The 20,455-nt window shown below is 33.3% G+C and carries 17 protein-coding genes and 1 pseudogene; 8 read left to right on the forward strand and 10 right to left on the reverse strand.

The features are described 5' to 3' along the window. Positions 1-405: 405 nt before the first annotated feature. The 4 genes from J2T03_RS00555 (at position 406) to J2T03_RS00570 (ending at position 4,495) form a co-directional block, all read left to right on the forward strand. Positions 406-1,407: a hypothetical protein gene (locus J2T03_RS00555; protein WP_307208828.1), complete on the forward strand. Its 1,002-nt coding sequence runs from the start codon at positions 406-408 to the stop codon at positions 1,405-1,407. Between the two features lie 570 nt (positions 1,408-1,977). Next, positions 1,978-2,991, forward strand: coding sequence for a terpene synthase family protein (locus J2T03_RS00560; RefSeq protein ID WP_307208830.1), 1,014 nt, complete (start codon positions 1,978-1,980; stop codon positions 2,989-2,991). A gap of 221 nt (positions 2,992-3,212) precedes the next feature. Beyond that, positions 3,213-3,569, forward strand: a complete 357-nt coding sequence (locus J2T03_RS00565; RefSeq protein WP_307208832.1) for a hypothetical protein — start codon at positions 3,213-3,215, stop codon at positions 3,567-3,569. 41 nt (positions 3,570-3,610) lie between these two features. Next, complete coding sequence (locus tag J2T03_RS00570) at positions 3,611-4,495, forward strand: alpha/beta fold hydrolase (RefSeq protein WP_307208834.1); 885 nt, start codon at positions 3,611-3,613, stop codon at positions 4,493-4,495. Positions 4,496-5,016: 521 nt separating this feature from the next. Here the strand turns inward: J2T03_RS00570 and J2T03_RS00575 are convergent. Both J2T03_RS00575 and J2T03_RS00580 read right to left on the reverse strand, forming a co-directional pair. Beyond that, positions 5,017-5,772 carry a hypothetical protein gene (locus J2T03_RS00575; protein ID WP_307208836.1) on the reverse strand — a complete coding sequence of 252 codons (756 nt, stop codon included), beginning with the start codon at positions 5,770-5,772 and terminating at the stop codon, positions 5,017-5,019. Between the two features lie 217 nt (positions 5,773-5,989). Beyond that, entirely contained in the window at positions 5,990-7,696 is a 1,707-nt protein-coding gene (locus J2T03_RS00580; RefSeq protein WP_307208838.1) for a helix-turn-helix domain-containing protein, read from the reverse strand. 525 nt (positions 7,697-8,221) lie between these two features. Between J2T03_RS00580 and J2T03_RS00585 the strand changes: the two genes are divergently transcribed. Further along, a complete protein-coding gene (locus J2T03_RS00585; protein WP_306846079.1) occupies positions 8,222-8,470 on the forward strand; it encodes a hypothetical protein in 249 nt (82 codons plus the stop codon). Between the two features lie 459 nt (positions 8,471-8,929). Here the strand turns inward: J2T03_RS00585 and J2T03_RS00590 are convergent, their stop codons facing one another. The 5 genes from J2T03_RS00590 to J2T03_RS00610 form a co-directional block, all read right to left on the reverse strand. Then, positions 8,930-10,048 (reverse strand): L-dopachrome tautomerase-related protein, encoded by a 1,119-nt coding sequence (locus tag J2T03_RS00590; protein WP_307208840.1) that lies wholly within the window; start codon positions 10,046-10,048, stop codon positions 8,930-8,932. Between the two features lie 110 nt (positions 10,049-10,158). Further along, positions 10,159-10,935 (reverse strand): type 1 glutamine amidotransferase domain-containing protein, encoded by a 777-nt coding sequence (locus tag J2T03_RS00595; RefSeq protein WP_307208842.1) that lies wholly within the window; start codon positions 10,933-10,935, stop codon positions 10,159-10,161. Between the two features lie 94 nt (positions 10,936-11,029). After that, on the reverse strand, positions 11,030-11,593 hold the full coding sequence (locus tag J2T03_RS00600) for a Crp/Fnr family transcriptional regulator (RefSeq protein ID WP_306846076.1): 564 nt from the start codon (positions 11,591-11,593) through the stop codon (positions 11,030-11,032). Between the two features lie 608 nt (positions 11,594-12,201). Then, entirely contained in the window at positions 12,202-12,477 is a 276-nt protein-coding gene (locus tag J2T03_RS00605; RefSeq protein WP_307208844.1) for an NAD(P)H-dependent oxidoreductase, read from the reverse strand. A 1,671-nt stretch (positions 12,478-14,148) separates the two neighbouring features. After that, a complete protein-coding gene (locus J2T03_RS00610; protein ID WP_209912454.1) occupies positions 14,149-14,370 on the reverse strand; it encodes a hypothetical protein in 222 nt (73 codons plus the stop codon). Positions 14,371-14,914: 544 nt separating this feature from the next. Between J2T03_RS00610 and J2T03_RS00615 the strand changes: the two genes are divergently transcribed. Beyond that, positions 14,915-16,129, forward strand: a complete 1,215-nt coding sequence (locus tag J2T03_RS00615) for a sensor histidine kinase (protein ID WP_307208847.1) — start codon at positions 14,915-14,917, stop codon at positions 16,127-16,129. Between the two features lie 46 nt (positions 16,130-16,175). Then, a complete protein-coding gene (locus J2T03_RS00620) occupies positions 16,176-16,814 on the forward strand; it encodes a LytR/AlgR family response regulator transcription factor (protein WP_307208849.1) in 639 nt (212 codons plus the stop codon). Positions 16,815-16,975: 161 nt separating this feature from the next. Here J2T03_RS00620 and J2T03_RS00625 read toward each other — a convergent pair whose 3' ends face one another. Next, positions 16,976-17,272 (reverse strand): hypothetical protein, encoded by a 297-nt coding sequence (locus tag J2T03_RS00625; RefSeq protein ID WP_307208851.1) that lies wholly within the window; start codon positions 17,270-17,272, stop codon positions 16,976-16,978. Positions 17,273-17,582: 310 nt separating this feature from the next. Between J2T03_RS00625 and J2T03_RS00630 the strand changes: the two are divergent. Continuing rightward, positions 17,583-17,866: pseudogene (locus J2T03_RS00630) on the forward strand (tetracycline resistance MFS efflux pump); the annotation flags it as partial. Positions 17,867-18,210: 344 nt separating this feature from the next. On the opposite strand, the gene J2T03_RS00635 reads toward J2T03_RS00630, so the two are convergent. Together J2T03_RS00635 and J2T03_RS00640 are read right to left on the reverse strand one after the other, a co-directional pair. Next, positions 18,211-19,194 carry a hypothetical protein gene (locus tag J2T03_RS00635; RefSeq protein WP_307208853.1) on the reverse strand — a complete coding sequence of 328 codons (984 nt, stop codon included), beginning with the start codon at positions 19,192-19,194 and terminating at the stop codon, positions 18,211-18,213. An 18-nt stretch (positions 19,195-19,212) separates the two neighbouring features. Continuing rightward, on the reverse strand, positions 19,213-20,355 hold the full coding sequence (locus J2T03_RS00640) for a hypothetical protein (RefSeq protein ID WP_307208855.1): 1,143 nt from the start codon (positions 20,353-20,355) through the stop codon (positions 19,213-19,215). Positions 20,356-20,455: the final 100 nt, after the last annotated feature.

Below are 20,455 nucleotides of genomic sequence, written 5' to 3' on the forward strand. Positions count from 1 at the left end.
GGTTGTAAATTTGTACCAAATAATTAACAAAAGCGAACAAATAAAATTGTTCTTTTCATATAAAATTAAGTTTTTTTTAAGTCTTTCTTTTTCCGGCATAACGCTGGAAATATAGTGTTATGATCCGGATTATTTATGCAACTTTTTTTTGTAATAATATGATAATCAATATTTTAATTATATTTATTTTATAATTTTTTTGAATGAAATTTGAATAATCAGGGTTAGAAATTCTGAAATTATAACATTGTTTATTTTTTTTATTTGGAATGATTTGTAGTTTTGTAACTCAAAGAAACGATTTAAATTATATAAATATTGTTGTATTTTTTTTACTACAATAAATTTATAAGGAGTTTATTTTAATTCAGAATAAAGCACAAAAAACATTTTCAAAAATAAAATATGATGAACAAAAAATTTAGTCTTGCAGCTTCCCTTTTTCTTGGTGTAATTGTGTTGGGACAGGTGGGGATCAATACACCTAACCCTACAGAAATTCTTGATGTTAATGGTATAGAGAGAATAAGAGAACTTCCTAAACATCAAACTGTAAATGCCATATTTACAAAGCCGGATGGCACAAAATCCAATACTAAAGACCAGACTTTTACAGCTACAAGAACAGTCGTTGCTGATGCCAATGGTGTACTAGGTTATGTAGACGGTATATCTGGGAATGGCGGATCAAATACCAAAAAAAGAGTTACAATAGGTTATTGGGCAGGATTATGGGACGGTAATTATTATGCACTAGGAGGTACAGGTTTTCCTACATTCAACACTCAACTGCAAAGCAGGTTAAATTACGGGCCTTACGGAACTTACAATAAAATTGACGGTATTGATTTTTTACAATTCGAAACAGAGCAGCTGAATAATTACACAGCAGCTCAACTGAAGGGAATGGTAGATGTTTTCTGTATTGGCTTACAGGCTGGAGCGGATCTGGACGCAGCAGCAATTACAAAAATTAAGGATTTTGTTGATCTTGGTGGGGTAGCCATTGTCCTTTTAGATTCAGGAAGAAATACACCGGCTTTTCAGGGCTTTGGCGGGACAGGAAGTGTATCGAACGGAACCGGGGTTTCTTATTCGATTGCAGGAACCGTAGGATCTAGCGGTGTTTTTGGAAATGTAACAGCAAATACGGCTATTATAGGGGCACAGACAGCCAGTCGTGTAGCAGTCTCCCAACTAGGTCCAGGGTCACAGCTGTCAGCAACTGAAGGCGGTACTTCTACAGCTTATGCAGGTATTTGGGTTACAGGAACTAATGGAAGGGTGATTTTCTTTTGGGATGAAGGGGTTTTCAGAAATTCAAGCATTACAAGTACTTATATAGATAGCGATCAGGAAAAGTACCTTCATAATATCATGGCTTACGCACTGGATAAGCTAAATTAATATGCACTGGAAATGATGGCAAATAAGATGATTGCCATTGTTTTCATTTTTAAGAACACAAATTTTACTTTCATTTCCTATTTACTATAATCTTCCCGCAAACGGAAGATTATAGTTTTTTATAAGAAAAGCCTTTCGAAACAAAATGGTAGCGTTCGAGAATACCATTTTAAATTATGGGTTACTTAAAATCATTACTAAATAAAAATAATTTTAATAAAACAAGTTGACTATAGGCTAGCTTGTTTTATTTTTTATAATGAGGTATTGAGAGAAGTTGATCAGTCCATATGAACAAAAAAATAATATAAAGCTACTTTTCAGATTCAGCAAAAAAACAAAGGAAATTTTTAGGTCAATTTTTTTCGCCTATAACTTTTAAACCTTGTCAAACTCAAAAAGGACCGACCTAATTTAAAACTATATATTATTACAATATGATATTGGAATTTTAATAATAATTTATTGTTTGATTCATATTGTTGTATTTATTCATAATATAATCGTTTTATGATTTTTTTTGTTGGATCTGACTTTTTGTTAAATTTGTTTAACCAGAAAACTAATATTATGAAAACATCAATTTCAGATGAGCAATTTTTTTCAAACTTGCTACATTTGCCAAAGCCTTCTTATCCTTTCCCCGATTTTATTCATCCTGAATTTCAAGAGCAACGTGAAGAGTATTATAAATGGATAGATACTGAATATATAATCCATAGTAAAGAGGCGCGCGAGAAACATAAAAAGCATAATCTGACTGATATTGCAGCAAGAGGCTGTCCATTTTTAAAATCACTTGTTGAGTTGCGGCCTCTGGCAAATTATACTGCAAATGGGGCCATGATGGATGATTATTTTGACCGCTGTTCGCGTGAAGAAATGTACATAATAATGGATAAAATAATGGAAATAGTATCGGGTACTGTTTCCAAGGAACCGGAAGAGGCTGGTATTTTTCATCTGTTTTGGCAGCTAAGACAAGATGCTGTGAGGTGTGCAATTCCTGAGAATATCTACAAGAGGTTTATAAAATCAATGAAAGATGTGTTTATAGGTTATGCTGAAGAAAAAGTTTATTACAGAACAAATACAATACCTCCGCTATCTATTTATCTCCTGATTCGTGAAGAAACCAGCGGAGTAAAACCTTATTGTGATTATGTTGCCTTGCAAAAGGACTATCGGGAATTACCAGACGAAATTTTTGATCATCCTTTTATTCGGCGTCTATATACTCTTGCTTCTTTAATGATCGGTATACATAATGATATTATTTCTCTACCTAAGGAATTGCATCGCGAGGGAGATACTATGAATCTTGTAAAGGTACTGCAACAGGAAAAAAATATATCATTGAAAGAAGCTTATATGAGAACCCTTGATATGCACGATATTTATTTGCATGAATTCATATTATTACAAAACAATTTGTCGTTTTTTGATGAGCATCAGAACCTTGTGTCTAATTATGTCCATGATTTAGGTGTTATGATTGCTGGTGTTTATGCCTGGCATACAAACGATGAATCCAGATATATAAATAATGGTTATGTGGAAGGTGAGTATGTTAGCAAAGGATAAAGGAACTTGAAAATTTTTTTATGGAATTGGATCATTTTGCTCAGACTCAAGATATATATTCCGAAAAAACAGAGAGAAAAATGGGAGGTGTTAAGATTATGTTTAGAAAACAATGAAAATGGTATGAAATACTTTAAATGCTCTGATTTATAGGTGTTTATAGATAAAATGTCAACGCATCCATTTTCATCCATTATTTAGATAAAGAATGGGTGCAATATATGGATAGATCTATCATATTTTGGGAAGGTCGGGAAAAGGAACTGTGGAACGGGATAAAGCTAGTGCAGTGCGGAGGTCATTTTGACGGTGCATCAGTTCTCTATATTCTTGAATATAATGGCCAGCTGCTTACTGGTGATATACCTTTAGTAGGAGCTGATCATACGACAGTAACTTTTATGTACAGTTATCCCAACTACATTCCTTTGTCTGCAAAGGCAGTAGAGTATGCAAAAGAATCTTTAGATCCTTTTAAATATAATGCAGTTTTTAGTGCATTTGGTGGATATATACTGAAAGATGGAAAAAAAATGGTTAACTTTTCAATCAGTCGTTATCTGGACCGTATTAAATAACTATATTAAAATTACTTAGCATCAATATAATAGAATATTTTATGGAAATAAGTCGATTCAAATCAGAAAAAGTACATCATGAATTTCTTATATTTTATGATGAAGCCATGAAGAAACTTCCTGTACCGCAGGATATTTTTGATATAAATACTGCTTATGGAACCGTAAGGGTGTATCGGTTTGGAAGGCAGGGAGGCATTCCTATTCTGCTTTTCCCGGGAAGAGCGGCTTCAACGCCCATGTGGGAACCTAATATTGAAGGACTGCTTAAGACATATGATGTTTATTCTATGGATCTTCTGGGTGAACCCGGTCTAAGCACCCAAACAAAACCTATTAAAGATAGTAAGCAACAGGCTGCCTGGGTAGAAGATGTATTAATGGAATTAAAATTACCTAAGGTACATCTGATGGGGGTTTCTTTTGGAGGATGGTCTGCAGTAAACTACGCGGTCCATTATCAAAAGTATATTGCATCAATCATCTTGTTGGATCCCGCATTGGTTTTTGCTCCATTTTCTCTGAAAATCATTCTGTTCTCATTGATCACTATTCTTCCTTTTGTTCCTGAAAGCTGGCGTGAAAAATCAATGAGCTGGATTTCGGGAGGGGCAGAGGTTGATTCCAAAAACTCCACCTCTCTCCTAATTTCGATTGGATTAAAAGACTTTATCATCAAAACACCGCCACCTAAACAGTTTACTATTGAACAGTTAAACTCTATTCAAGCGCCAATACTGGTTATTTTTGCAGGCAAAAGTATTGTACATGATTCAGCTAAGGCTTTGGAGTATACAAAGAGTCTTTCAATCCATGTTGAGGCTGAGATTTGGCCAGAGGCTTCACATGCAATTAATGGAGAGTTTCCAGATGAAATCAATGAGCGGATTAGTAAATTTCTTTCAGAACCTACTGTATCTGAATAATGCCAGGTCTATGATTTGTTTATTTTATAATTAGCCCAAAGTTGTGACCGATCCGGTAATTGTTCTGGCCAGTAATCAACCTGATGGCAGTGTTTCAATAGCCTGTTTTGAGCATCATAATCAAAAGCTGTACGCCTATAAAGCCAGTCACTACAGAGGTGGCAAAATCGGCGAACTTAATCTTTTAAGAAATGTTATATTGTATAAAAAATTAACGTAACCGCCAACCTCACAAACCCTCGGGATGTTAACTGCAAATAATTATAATTAATGAACAATCAAATATTATTTTTTTAAGTGCTATAGATGCTTTTAACAGAGTTGTCTTGGGGTTTATTTGTTATTCTTTAAGAGAAACAACACTATATAAAATATTTTCATTTTTTTTCACGAACTCATATTCTGCCAGGCGGAGCACCATATTACGGTGAATTTTATAATAAAGACAGACCCGAAAGTCTGTCCTTATTTGACTCTAGAGGAATTTTAAACGAGGGATTTTGTGTTCTTAGAATCGTAAATTATGGAGTTATTTTGATATAGGTCATGGAGGTTCTGCCATCTACATTATTATAAACAATACCAGCTAATGTTGCTGATCTTATACCAGCATAGTAGGTGGTGGGGCCTGTAACAGTAGCAATCAAAGAACCTGTACCTGTTCCACCAATTACCTTCCTATTAATATCATCTGAAGTTACAATTAGTATTTCCGTATTAGGAACCACATTTCCAGCAGTTGGTGCAGTGCTTAAAAAACCAGTGAGAAAACCATACCCACCTGTTACCTGAATTTCCCCACGTATACTATAGGTAATAAGATATGTTCCGGCAGTTGGCAGTGTAATATTGGTGAGGTTATAATTAAAACCATTTGCGGGTATATTGGTCGTGTTAGTTAGTACAGACCGCCCTGATGCTGGTGCAAAGGCATTTCCTGTAACTGTTACAACATTTCCTGACTGGTCGACCCCTAAAGTAGCGCCGGCAGAAACAGGCGTAGAAGAATTTAAGTTGGAAAATTTTAATCCTGAAGTATTACTGATATTCGAATTAATCTCCAACTTGTTAGTAGGAGTAATCGTTCCTATACCGATGCGGCCCAGCGAAGTGACAACGAAATCATCTGCCTGTTGTGGAATGCTTGGCGAACCAATGAGAGGGTTGTTTTTAGTTCCATCTACGTGGAGTAAAGCCTGCGGATTTGATGTATTAAAGCCTACTTGCGCAAAAAAGAAATTACCGAAGATTAATAGCGATGTGGTAATAATTTTCATTCTATTGTTTTTAATGTTATTTGATATTAATAAAATTATTAAGAAGTAATCGTTTGTCGTCTTATTTACCATGAAGCTATCCTAGTCCTACAGACAATATAACAGCATTCAATTCAGTTGAAATGGAAATATTATGTTGGCAAAACTAGTTGTTGAGAATTTTAAAAAAAAATGTTTGAATTACCATTCTACTCCCATCGATAATTATCTTTATCTGTTAATGTATATTGTGTAATTTATGCTGCTCATGTAAAAGCTTAATGAACAGCGATGGCATCATTCCGGTTTCTTTCTTAAAAACAAGCGAAAATTTATTAGGAGACGAAAAACCACATTCTTCAGCTAAATATGATATTTTAAATTTTCTATATTCAGGATTGTTCTTTAAATTTTCAATTATGTAATTTATTCTTAGTTCATTAATATAATTATAAAAATCTTTGCGTTTATGTTTGTTAATAACATGAGAAAGATACCTGTTATTAGTATTACAATAATTGGCTAAATACAGAAGAGATAAATTTTTTCGGTTAAAGAGTGTAGAATTTTCAAATTCTTTTAGTTTATATAGAATTTTTTCTTCTGTATCGTTGGTCATGATTACTGCTTTACTTTCCGAAAATTTAGTTTCATTGATTTCTTCAGGTAAAGTTTGTATAGGGTTGGTATTTTCAATTTCGGTACCGACTGTTGCTATTTTGTTTATAGAACTAATGAGATCCCGTTTTCTTTCGTCAGACCTTTTTAGAACTTGTTTAAAACGTTTAATAATTCTTTTTTGCTTTCTTCTGTAAAAAATAAAGTAAATGCTGCTGCCAATTAATAATAAGCTGCACATCAAAAAAAGATATTTATTGACATTGCTTTCCTTTTTTATTATCTTATTTTCCTTTTTTAGATTGGAATAAGTGTGATTAATAATATGATAGGATTTGTCTATTAACTCTCCTTTTATTGAGTCTCTCTTTTTTGCTAAGTCGCTAACCTTATTCATATTGAGAGTAATTTCATAATATCTTTGAGTAGTACTGTACATTACATTCTTTAGCTCAAGATCTCTCGTTTTTTTTGAATAATCTTCCATAAGGCTGATATATTTTTTTGCTTCAGGAAGATTATCCTGATCCATATATATCATAGCCAAGCCACTATATACAAGACAGGTAATAAAGTTGGTAGGTATTGTACGTAATGATTTTAAGGCATTCTCATAATGTAATTTTGCTTTGTTTGTATTTTTAAGTTTATAATAATTAAGCCCAAGCAATTGTTCATTGTTCCCTGATCTTGTGGATGTAATTTCAGGACTTTGTTGTATCGAATTGAAATAAGATTGAGCTTTGTTGATATAGAAAATAGACCTATTATAATTTTTTTTATGCTCTTCATAATATGCCATTTCCTGCATGAGAAGACCTTTCATTTCATTTGCAAATTTTTGGTCTTCGATATTTTCAGAGACTTTAAATGCGATTTGGTAATACATTTTAGAATCGTTGTAAAGTCCTAAAATTCGGTATTGGGTTGCAAGAAAACCATAGATACGAGCTTTTCCAATATTATTATCCGTATTAGAAATAATTTTTTCCGCTTTTAGGGCTAGTTCAATGGCATTCTTCAAATCCCCGGAATGTTGATATAATGCAGCAGAAAGCATAAGGCTTCTAATTTTCAAAATAGGTGTTTCTGAAATGGTATATAATGAGTCAGCCACTTTCAGTGCTTTTTTCATATCTACCTCAGAGGTTTCTAGATAAGTTTTATTATAAATAGAATTGAAAGAAATAATATCCTGAGAGTAAATAAAATGAGTTGAAAAGAGGAAAAATAGAATAGAGAATTTATTCATTTGGTTATTGCTTTTGTAATTTGTTTTTCCATAATAAATGAAAAATTTCCATTCAAAATAAATTAGAATTTTCATTTTGATGGAAAATTTACAGTGCAAAAATATGTTATTATGTGATGAATTATTATTCGTGTATATTAAGAAAAAAATAAGAAACCAATTTCTATCTGTAAATATCACAAGAGAAAAATTATGAGACGCTAGAATGATATTGCAATATTAATATTGTTTGATTTCTCAAGTTCTTGAAATATAATTGTTTATTGTTGGTCTAATAACTCACTAGATCTGCATAGTGAGATTCGGCTTTTCAATGGTTTAATAAATTTTTATTTGTTTTTTATATATTACCATTATACGCCTATTGATACATTATAACATCAGGTAAAGAAAAAATAAAAATTGAAATAAGTGAGTGTTTTAATGTTTTGAACGCAACCGAGAATGCTGATATCTTATGCCTCTCTTAAATATCTTATTGAGAAATGAGTTTAAATTGAAGGGCGCATGTTAGCTACTGGTTGTAAAAACAATAGTCGCGATAATAAAGAAGACAAAGCGGTTCAGATAATACAGCAAAAAATCCTGGGGCGTTGAGATTTGATCAAATTCATCGAAGAAACAGGAACAGGCGATGCAGCACCTGAAGTGGTCGAAAACGACCCTAAAGACATTTATTTTGAGTTCTTTTCCAACGGAAAAGTGAAGACAAATATGGAGGGCGAAGACGGGTTATCCTCTTCAATAGAATCCAAAGATACCTTGATATTAAATGAGGCTCCTCAAAAAATGACCGAACTTACAGACCACAAGCTTACTTTCAGTGGTGCATTAAGTATAACAAGATAAGATAATTATTGGGAACATTGTTTTAATCATAACCTAAAATTGATAGACTTAGCTCCGGAAGGAGCTAAGTCTATCAATTATGGCATTCGCTTCTTTTTAGTCAGTGGAGATTACAAATTTCTTATACCTTGCAAATCAATAACTGTTTAAGTTCTTCTCCCATTAAACTGTTCTCAAAATCAGAATGGGAGTCAAACCATTAGTTCTATCAAGAATACACCTACTGGATTAATAGCATATGAACTGGTGAGATCAGAAGAATCTGCTACCAAAAAATTGATTATTCACCCCTCCAGTAGAGGATAAGGTAAGCTCAGAGATTAAAATGTATGCTGGAAGGTGAAAGTCTGGATTTTCATCAGCTGAAATTTTTGGAAGAATTCCAGATTTACCATAATGACTATATTCTACAAGTTAATATTGGTGCCGATGTAGATTTGAAAGATATACCTGTAATTACTACTCAATTTTCATCCGCAATATATAATACGGCGGTTTGCTGTCGTCTTTGCCATTATTCCACCAAGGTTTGTTTTGCAATTGGTCAGTGGTAATATATAAATAACCATCATCACCAATGGCAACACCATCAGGCCAGGAAAGCAAAGATTTATCCTGCACTAAAATTTTATAATCTTTGGGTGTTGCTATACCAATTGCACTGCTTTCCACATCAGTTACATAAATTTTCCCGTTTTTATCTATTTTAAAACCGTCCGATTTTGGTTTTTGCGCATAAAATTCTATGTGTTGGGACAATTGGTTATCAGTCAATTTTTCATTGGCTAAACTTTCGGTAGGAATACGATAAATTTTATACCCACCCAGAGCTCCAAAATAGATCCATTTCATTTCTTTATCAATTGCAATTGGATTGAGCGGATAATGGGGATTTACAATTTCCCCATCGGGATAAGTATGGCTCAACGGTCGCCCGTTAATTACCAGATCTTCATCTGCAGCCTGAAAAGTTTTATCATTTTCCAAGACTCTATGGCTGTATCCTGTTTCTAAATTCACAACAACAAATGCAGGAACAGCAGGGTAGATCATTCCTCCCAAGCTCATATCTGCAAGGATGGCAATTTGATGTTTTTCATCGATAACAAAATCCTGTAAAAATGAAGAGATATGTAAAACAGCATCAGGCAAAATGAAAACTTTGTGTAATTTTTTGGTATTGATATTCCAACCAATTAACTTGGGGGCCTGCTTGGGTTGAACGCTATTGTCGCCAATATCCAACACCCACAAAACATCTTTTGACGCCTGAATGCCAATGGTTCTGTTAATGCCTTTTATTGAATTTTGCTGTGGTTTTACCGTCCATGTTGTATCTGGAAAATTCTGCACTGTTCCATTCTGCAATATTTCCTTCACTGCATATTTTGAAACCGAAGGGTCACTCATTGTAATAAATACCCTTCCATCTTCGGATACTGTAATATTGCCCGGACGTTCGGTAGCAAAGGATGCTACAATTTCTAATTTGTCTTGTACTTGTGCAACTGTTTCATTGGCCGATAGTAAGCTTATTATTGTTGCTAAAAGCAATATTTTATTATCAAATAATTTCATAGGATTTCGAGGTAGTTTTGTTAAAATTCAAAACTCTTTGTATGCTACGGATGAATATTTTTCAAAGAAGAATTAGCCGTGCATTCGCAGTAAAATAGTACGTTAATTACTTATTTCAATAATTTTAAAATAGCTTTGCCGACAGCGTGTGCGGATTGGGGATTTTGCCCTGTTACCACTCGTTGGTCACTCGTTACGTGTTCTTGCCAAAGCCCTGATTTTTCAAAAATTGCACCATGTTCCATCAGTTTAGTTTCCAATAGAAAAGGAACAACTTTTTCTAATTTGACGGCAGTTTCTTCTTCATTGGTAAAAGCGTTTATTTTTTTTCCGTCTACCAGATATTTTCCGTTGCTTAACCGGATATTAACCAGTCCTGCGGGACCGTGGCAAACCGCACTTACAATACCATTACGTTCATAAATTTTCTGGGCAATGATTGCCAGTTCTTTATTGTCTGCAAAATCCCACATTGCACCGTGCCCGCCAGCATAGAAAATCGCAGCATATCCTTCTGGATTTACTTGGCTTGGTTTCATTGTATTTTCAATTTTTGTACGGTATTTTTTGTCATCCCAAAATTTCTTGTTTACAGTATCTTCTAAATTAAGACCATCTACAGGTGCTTTTCCACCTTGCGGGCTTACAAAATCTATTTCATAACCTGCATTGTGGAGCACTTCCCACGGATGCGCAACTTCTGATAAATAATAACCTGTCGACTCCCCGGTGCTGCCTTTTTTGTCGTGGCTTGTAACTACGAAAAGAATTTTTTTCATTTTAGATGATTTTTTAGATTGTGCAATTGCTGAGTTGCTGATTGACAAGATGGCAATAGCTGTGATTGCCATTGTAGCTGTTACCAATTTTTGAAATACTTTTTTCATTTTTGAGCTGTTTAAAAATTACAGTACAAAATTGGATATTAGGCCAAGGCTTACACAGGAACTGCATCACAAATTTTCTGTGATGTAGATCACACTAAGAAGAAAGTCGGCTCAATGTTTCCCTGGAAACACCAAGATAAGAGGCAAGCAATGTTTTAGGAACACGTTGAAAAAGGCTAGGGTAATTTTTTAATAGTTCTTCGTAACGCTCTTTTGCATTGTTGTTTAACAGTGATAAAATTCGGTTTTGAAGGGCAATATATCCGAGGTTGGACTTACGCCTGAAAAAATGCTCAATCTTATGCATTTCGGCACAGAGTTTTTCCCGATTCGTAAGCGAAAGGCAAAGCACTTCAACCGCTTCAATGCAATCGATATTTAATGTAGCTTCAGTTTGATTAAAATAAGCTTGAAAGTCCGAAATCCACCAATCTTCCATCGCAAATTGCAGAATATGTTCTTTACCATCATTGTTTGTGAAAGAGGCCTTCAACAAACCTTTTACCACGAAATGATCAGTGGTCACTAGATCTCCTTCCTGAATTAGAAATTGATGTTTTTTGAGTTTTTTGGTCGTAAAATGCGAAAGGATATAATTAAATTCCTGGTCTGTCAGCGGTGTTATTTTTTCAAAATGTTGACGTAGTTCTGCATTCATATGTCAAAGGTAATACTGTTAAAACTTTAACGCAAGTATTTATACAATGATGACATCAATCCACTTATTGGGTCTACATGGATCAGTCATCTTGTTATTAGGCTATCGTGATGCCGACAATGATTTTCTGGGCTTCCATCCCAAAAGTCCGGTTATCTATAAATGAATTTTCTATCAGAATAAATTAATAAACCAAGCGCCGGAAATATTTTTTAATTTCTTTAAATTTTGAAGTTACTAAAACAGCCTTGGCGTTTGTCGGGGTTTATTTTATTTCAATAGATAAATATGTTTTCAATATTTGTTCCTTGTTGTTGAATTTTTATACGTACCACTTTTAAGAGAATTTTTGAAACCAAAATATCAGATGTTAAATGGTAATTAGGTATTTATTTTTTTGTGGTATTGCAAATGTTATGAAGTTTCATACAAGCTAATGATACGCTTGGCTAATAGTTGCAGTTACCATAATGGACATGCTGCCAAAATAGTAATTATGAGAAAATATTTTTGCTTCTCATTCTATCGCTCATTTCATAATTTTGTTTTTTCCAAAAAGAAATTTGATGATCTCGACCGTAGCACGGACTATCCAAGATTCAAACCAACTACAAGGGATCATTTATAACGATGTTTTCAATAGCATTTACAAGTGCATTCTCAGGTCCGACAATTGCCTGACCTTCTACACGGAAAACATTGACAACTTCTATCCCTAGTAGATTAAGAAAGAAACTGACGTAATTTGTTGCGAAATCGTAAGGTTTTAGTTCACCTTCAGAATAGACCCCGCCTGATGAAGTAACAATATATGCTTTTTTATCTTTCAGCAATAAGGTCCTGTTGTTAATGTTATATAGTATGATCAATACTTTATGTTCCAATGTAGATTTTAATTATTCAGAGGTCCCAAAAATATTGATCGGTCTTTTAAAAATGCTGTGACCCAAATAAAAGCCAAAGGGATTCCAGGATTAAGCATTGAACCGTCGTGGATAATTCTGTTGCCATCGCGCCGGCAAAGTAACAACTGAGCAAGATAAAGCCGATACGCATCGTTTTTGGAACTAGAAAAAGAATTGCAAATGACATTTCCATTAAGCCAAGAACTGTGGCAGAATTTGGAAGGGTTTCAATACCGATGAAATCTCTGATAGAGTACTTTTAGACTGTCTGTTTAAGATGGACTAGGGATTTCACATCAAAAAATTTAAACTATAAAATATCAGGCTGTAAAAGTTTGATATAGAGATTTTTATGTACAAAAAAAGAGAGACAACTATCAAATAGTTGTCTCCTTAAGTGAACTCGCTGGTAGGTTATCCAAACTATTTTTATAATGATATCGAAAATATTTTACATTTATGTGGTTGAAAATAAGGTGTTTGTGGTTTTATTCTTTTTGTTTGACTCCTGTTAAGTTATCTTCATGGGATTGTGATTTTGAAAATTTGAATATTTGGTTCTAATCAATTATGCACCTTACTTCCAATTATTTTTATCCGTATTGGTGAGTTTTTTAGTGTTGGTTATTTAGCAACTAGAATTAGTCTTTTCATTAAATAAGAGGAATGATGATATAAAAGGAAGGGATTCGAACTTATTTTGTTTTTAGCCTTGTTAGCGCTGTTTTTCAACTGTTGTTAAATCTTTTTGCCACGACTCTGCCACAACCTTTATTTATTCGCTCTAAACTGCATTTTTTATATCTCGGCGGAAAGGGAGGGATTCGAACCATCTCTTTCTAAACACTTTAAAACCTTATTTTAATGTATATTTATAATTGCTGCCATGATTTTGCCACTAAAAATTATTAGCAAAAATTGACGCAATAATCAATCTATAACGACCTCAAAGAGCATCTATAATTCTTTATTGCAAAGATAAGTTTTTTATGTTTGTTTGCAGACCCGATCTTTCTCGAAATATTTTTAATAAATCACTTTGCTATCTTCACTTTCTTTTATAATAAGATGCAGGGATTAGAAAAGTAGCAAAACTTCTGGCCCTAGTTAGAGCTACTCGTAAAACAAGCTTGTCTTGCTCAATTCTACTAGGTTCCATACTTACATGGGGTTATATAGTTCTTCCCAAATTATTACTTCATCAAACTCCTTACCTTTAGATTTGTGTAGATTCATCACGAATACGCCAGAATATGTTCTATTAGTCATTGCGAAATGTTCTTGAAGATTAAAGAAGATTCTATGGTCCCTGATAATATGGAATTAATGGAGGAAAATTAGGATCATCAGAGTCCATATATCTATCAACAAAATCAATTTTAATTCTTTGATCTGGCTGAACATAATTGTGATTGTCCTCTACAATAAGCGCTTAAGGTTCTCTGCTCCGAATAACCATAAATATGTTCTGAAAATCCGGCTATAATATGACTAGAATACAAAAAATCCTATTTTTATCACGGATTAGGAGTTAACAGATAAATCCGTTCTCATGAACGGATTTATCTGTTAACTATTACGTTGTTGCTGATAGCCTCGCGATAGAAGATGAAATATGATCTCAAGAATTGCGCGCAATCAGATCTGATTTTAATAGGCGTTTTTCACCGTTAAATTGTAAGTGTCAGGTGCGCCTGGGATTCCACTTCCAGGCACCGACGTTTTCACTAGCGTAACAGGAGTCGTAATATTAACATGGTATTTGCCATTAGCATCTATAGTAACATCTGCTGTTCCACCTGAGGTCGCAGTTGCTGCATAATTAACTGCACCGCTTGTGACTGCAGTTCCCACGGTGCAAAGGAGCGACATATAACGTACATTAGGATTGGCCGACATTATACTACTGCTCGTCAATGTATATTTCCCTGCTCCTAAAGAAGATTGAAAAATAATTGTTAATGAGCTGCCAGAATAGGCACCATGATTACCCCCATCTCCGGATGTCGTAACCGTCATTCCTGCCAAGCCACCGGTATTACTTTGAGAGGAAGCTCCTCTATTATAGGAATATGTACCCAGTTTCCAACTAGATTCAGATGCAGGCGGTTCGGGAGCTGGATCATCATCTTTGCTCCCGCAAGAAAATAGTACTGTGGAGCTGGCAAGTAAAATGTAAATAAGTGATGTTTTCATTTTATTTTATATTAGTTATTAATGGTTAAAATAGACGCTATTTTGATTGTACATTTTTATGACCTTCTGAATTTCCTGCCCAAGACCGCGATCAGTAAAATAATTAATATCGCTTTTATTGTCTTCATAACATTGGATTTGCTACGAAAATACGGGGTTCTCAGTTAGTAAAAATGCTTTGCTGATAGATAAGTAGAATAAAGCAGATTAAAACATGTTATTGAAGTCAAATGGATTTTGTCGACAGAATAGCTTCATTTATAGGGTTATTTACGGTATCCGTCTTTTAGCGATACCTTTCTTTTATAAAAATGTTATCTTTGGTACTAACATGTCGATTGTAGAAAAAGCTATTCGCTATAGTACCACTTATCGGATTTCCAGCCACGTATTATTCTGGCTGGTAGTTTTCATTGTTCCTCAATATCAAACGGATATAAGTATCCGTGATATGCTGATCCAAAACTTATTTTACGTCTCTTTCTACATGATGGCCTCTTATTTTGTAGCTTATTTTATCATCCCCAAGTTTCAAAATGGAGAAAACTATTTGATCGTTATTCTTTATTTTATAATAGGCGGCTATGTACTTAGTGCTCTTTCAAGAATCATGGTTGTCTATGCACTGGAGCCCTTGATACGTAAGCCTCCATATAGCCAAGAGCCGATATTTGAAATTGTTACCGATCTGAGAAAACTCCTCACGGATTATTTTATTCAAAACTTTTCTTTGGCATGGATTTTTGGCTTTATCAAGCTATCCAAAGACCAATATCTGACAAGACAACACACATTGCAGTTGGAGAAGGAAAAGGCTGCAGCTGAATTAAATGCTCTTAAAGCACAATTAAATCCACATTTTCTATTTAATACCTTAAATAATATCTATAGTCTTTCGTTGGTCAATTCGCCAATCACTTCTTCGTCAATAGCGGGATTGGCAGAAATCTTAGATCATATACTATATCGCTGCAACAGCAATTTTGTTGCTATGTCTACAGAGATTCATCTGCTGGAGAATTACATTGCATTGGAAAAAATCAGATATGACAAGCGTCTGAACGTATGTTTCAATCATGTCATTGATCAAGATGTGCAGATTGTCCCGCTCATCCTATTATCAATCATAGAGAATGCATTCAAACATGGTGCTGGAGAAGATATCGGCGAGCCACGCATCGATATTGATCTAACAGTGGAGGCAGGCGCTCTACGTTTTAAAGTGGAGAATACATATGTTGGTCAAGAAGAACATGTATACACGGAAAAAATAGGGATGAGCAATTTACGCAAACAATTAGCATTGGTCTACTCAAAAAATCATGAATTTAGAACATATATTTTAGAAGGTAGATTTGTAACTTTACTCACCATATACAATTTAACTATTGATGATACTCGATTCAAAAGCAAAAGTACGATGTCTTTTAGTTGATGATGAACCATTGGCAATTCAGTTGCTCCAAACTCATCTAAAAAGAATGGATATATTCGAAGTGGCAGCAACTTCGACCAATGCCTTAAAAGCCCTGGAAATTATACGGTGTGAGGCAATTGACTTGATCTTTTTGGATATTAAGATGCCACAGATGAATGGAATAGATTTTTTAAAAACGCTGAAGCACCCTCCGGCTGTTATTATTACGACTGCTTTCAGAGAATATGCCATTGAGGGATATGATCTGGATGTTGTAGATTATTTATTAAAACCGATTACTTTTGAGCGTTTTTTTAAAGCAATAGACCGTTATCTTAGAACCCGAAAAATCCAGCCCCAAGACATAATGCCTACGGCAAAAGACCAATCGATCACCATCAGGTCAGGTGGCAAATTTCATAGGTTGGACATTGCTGATATTCTTTATATTGAAAGTAACAAAGATTATATTACCATCCATTGTAGCCAACGACATGTGACAACGAAATATAGGATCACCATAATTGAACAAGAATTAAGGCAATTCAATTTTCTACGTATTCACCGATCATTCCTCATTAATATAAATAAAATTACAGCTTTTACTGCGAATGATATTGAAATCGGCGAACGGGTGATTTCAATTGGTACCAATTACAAAGAACTTGTCCAGCAAGCGTTAAAATATCACTGCTTAAAATAATTTGCCGAAAATGGCAGGCCCGCAGGAATTCAGTACAAATAGCCAGTCTACTTAAAATTATTTTATCACCCATCTTTTGAAAAGCGGTTGCAAATTTACATTTTTACGTGTTTAAAATCTGTATTAAATTTCAAAGGGAAGGAATGGTTATATAAATGAAATTATGAAAATTTATATAAAAGACTGTTCTTATTTATATTTTTAAGTACATCCATTCCCTCGTCAAGTCCTAAAAATTCTTCAGTCATTAACGCACAAAACACATTGGCATATTCATTATAAATATTCGTTGCAAAGATACCTGTATCATCTGAGCCAAGTACAATCGGAGGTATTTTATGTCCTTTCATATTCCATTTTATCCAATTCTTAAGATGATATGTCGAAAAGTCTTTATGAAAGCCAATTCTAATATTACTTGTTGGCAAACTTTCGATAATGATTTCGTTTGTTGCCATGAATTCCAATAATGTTAGATGAAACGTTTTTACTTACTTCGGAGTTAATATGTTAAATGGTGAAATGCAGATGATTTTATCATAATTTTTTCGATAGTCAGCACTGTGATATTTTTTGAATAATTGATAAGCTTTGCTACTTTCTTTATTTTCCAAGCTTTCAATGAAACCCTTTTTAATAATCCAATCCAATTCAGAATCGTCATACACCCCTTGAATTTTAAGGTTATTATTGTAATTAGAGAATAAATGTAAAGGACAACTTGCTCTCATTAGCCATGTCTGTTCCAAGACTGTAGGCGGGTAGTAATCCTTAGGTGGAATCTGCGGTCCCGCACTTCAATCAATAATCAGTAAAAATGTTCCTGCCAATGAACAGGGTGAACTGCAGGGAGCATTATCAAGTTTAGTGAGCGCTACTTCTATTTTGGGGCCTCCAATTATGACAAACTTATTCTATTATTTCACTCATGATAAAGCGCCATTTCAATTTTCATGAGCTCCATTTTTTTAGCATCCATTTCAATGTTTATTAGTGTAATTATTATATATTTTGCTTTTCGACAAAAAGGTGAAAAAGAAGCTAAAGATTAAAAAAATGCAATAATGTGAATAAGTAGGGGGAGAGATTTAGCTTTAAACCAGTTGATTTATGTAAATGATTATTACGATTGTGACAAATATTATTGTCCGGGCATTTTTGATGCTGAAAACAGGCAAAAGTAAATACCTTACCATCATTAATGACAAGCAAGGCTTAGACGCATTGTTGAAGCCTAAATATGCCACTTTTAGACTGTCTGTTTCAGATGGACTAGGGATTTCACATCAAAAAATTCAAACCATTTATTAGCTGATATAGATAATATTTTGAAGGTTCTAAATGGTATTTAAGGTGTATTATAATGTTCCTGAATGAATCAAAAAATTCTAATGCTTTAACAACTTTCAAAAAGATTAAAATCTACATCAATATTGTCATCAAAGTTCAGTACCTCACTTTGCCAGATTTTACACAGTTCTGATATCTTTTGTGAGCCTAGTTTTCTTTGTAATTTTGGTGAAATACACCAAAATTCAAATCTCGTACTAAGCAAATCTGAAATTACTTTCAGTCTAAACTTTTGATCATTACTTTTAAAAAGTTGAAATTTTTCTAATGTCCACTTACACTCATAATCTTTATTAGTTGCAATTAGGTAGTATGATTTATCATTATAAGGGAAAGTATTTACTATCGAAGTTACATATATTTCATTTAATATATTTAAATTGTCGTCGTGTGTATAAGTAAGTGGGTTTTGCTGATCATATATATTTAATGGAGCAGAGATGCAAACGTCTATTTTATCAAATTCTACAAAATCAAAAGTAAAATGCGTAGGATTTCCGTCAATCTCTTTTTCTAATTGTCCTTTAAAAAATTCTAAATTTTTAATCCCATGTTGAGATCCCATACATAAATCTGCAAATAGCAATTTAAATTCATGTGAAAAGTCTGGTGAAATCAGAATTTCAGATGCGAAGTTTAAGGATGCTCTTTTTCGATATATTTCTTGACAGATAGCTCGATATGCAAATAAAGCATGAGTTTTTCTATTGCTAAAATCAATTTCTTTATCCTCGATAAATGAAAATATTTCAGAATCGTGCTTTTTACAAAATCCAGGAAAGGTATATACATCATTTATTCCGACTTTACGAATCTCAAATCTAGAGCTTTCATCATTGTTAAATAAAGATTTTGAGGCAAACTGAGATACATGTTGTTTCTCCGCTATATTTTTTAATATACCATTTTTCTGAAAAACGTGTGATTTAATACTATATTCATCACAACCAGCAAATGAACATTTGTATTTACCATTTCTATGCTTCTTCATTATTTTTTCAAGCTCATGCAATAATTTCTTTTCATCCATATGTTAAAAAATTAATGACTATGCTTGAAGCTCTTTTATTCTTTCTTTTAAAGTCGACATATCGGCAATACTATCACCTAATTCAACAGCTTTGGTGTAGTAAGGAAGTATAATGCTTGGGAAACTACTTTTTTTATACAAATTCTGTTCTGCTTGCATATTTTTGTCTCTAACTTGACCAAATTTAGCAAGTAAATTTACTGCTCTTATTAATTCAGCAGCATTATTTCTTTCTTTAACCTTGTCTATCATATTATGAAACTCAGAATCATTCTTATTGATGTCAGCTTTATTCTCATATCTTGAAAGTTGTTCTCTGATTTCAATTGTCTCTAGATTATCAAAGTAAAAGTTAATATTTTGTCCTTCCCACATATCATCTTCTTCGTCATATACAATACCTGAATCATGAGGTTTACCATAAAATTCCACTGCATTTTTAATTACAAAACCTTTAAGACCTTCGCTAGATCCTAAAATTATAATTTTAGATACATTTGGAAATTTACCTTCAACTACTTTATCGGTAGTATAAGAATAAAAACTTTCAAAATATAGCTGTTTGAATTTATCAAAAAAAGAAATAACATTATTCACTATAGGATAAAGAAAATCTTCCACATCGATTGAGAAATTTTCGATACCAGCAATACTTAGAGATTCTGAATCGTGTAGGATGTATTCTGTTTCACTGAGAGAATATGCTGAATGAAAAAATGTATTTCTAATCGCCTTCAAATGATTTTTTTCAAAAAAGTTAATTATTTGAGGTTTTTCTGCATCATCTAACAACTCTATTAAAAAATCTTGTTTCTCACCAATCCCAAGTAATCTTTCATATTTTTTTGTTTTCCAAAACAGAAATGATGAGCCTTTAAATCCTAACTTAATTCTACAAAGGCTTCCAAGTATATTATAAAAATCGCTGTTTTCAAAGAATGTAGAATATAATAAAACTCCAATTCTTGTCTTTTCTTTACCTGAAAAGTCTAAATATAATTTTTTATAGAATTCTATTGCTTGAAACCATTCGTGAAGGTTTGTCATTAGATGCTGAGACCCCATCCCTTTATAATTAATAAGGGTTAAGACAAAGTCAAATTCACTCTTATTTTTTGCTTCTGAAAACAATGTTTCCAGATCGTTTAATATTTTTTCCATTTAATTATTAGTTATAGCTAATTTAATGAATTATCTTTTACAAAGTATATATATGGAAATACGTTTAATATTTCATTAATAAATTTAGTATTTTAGACTA

The organism is Chryseobacterium lathyri, assembly GCF_030812195.1.
GTDB classification, from domain to species: Bacteria; Bacteroidota; Bacteroidia; order Flavobacteriales; family Weeksellaceae; genus Chryseobacterium; species Chryseobacterium lathyri_A.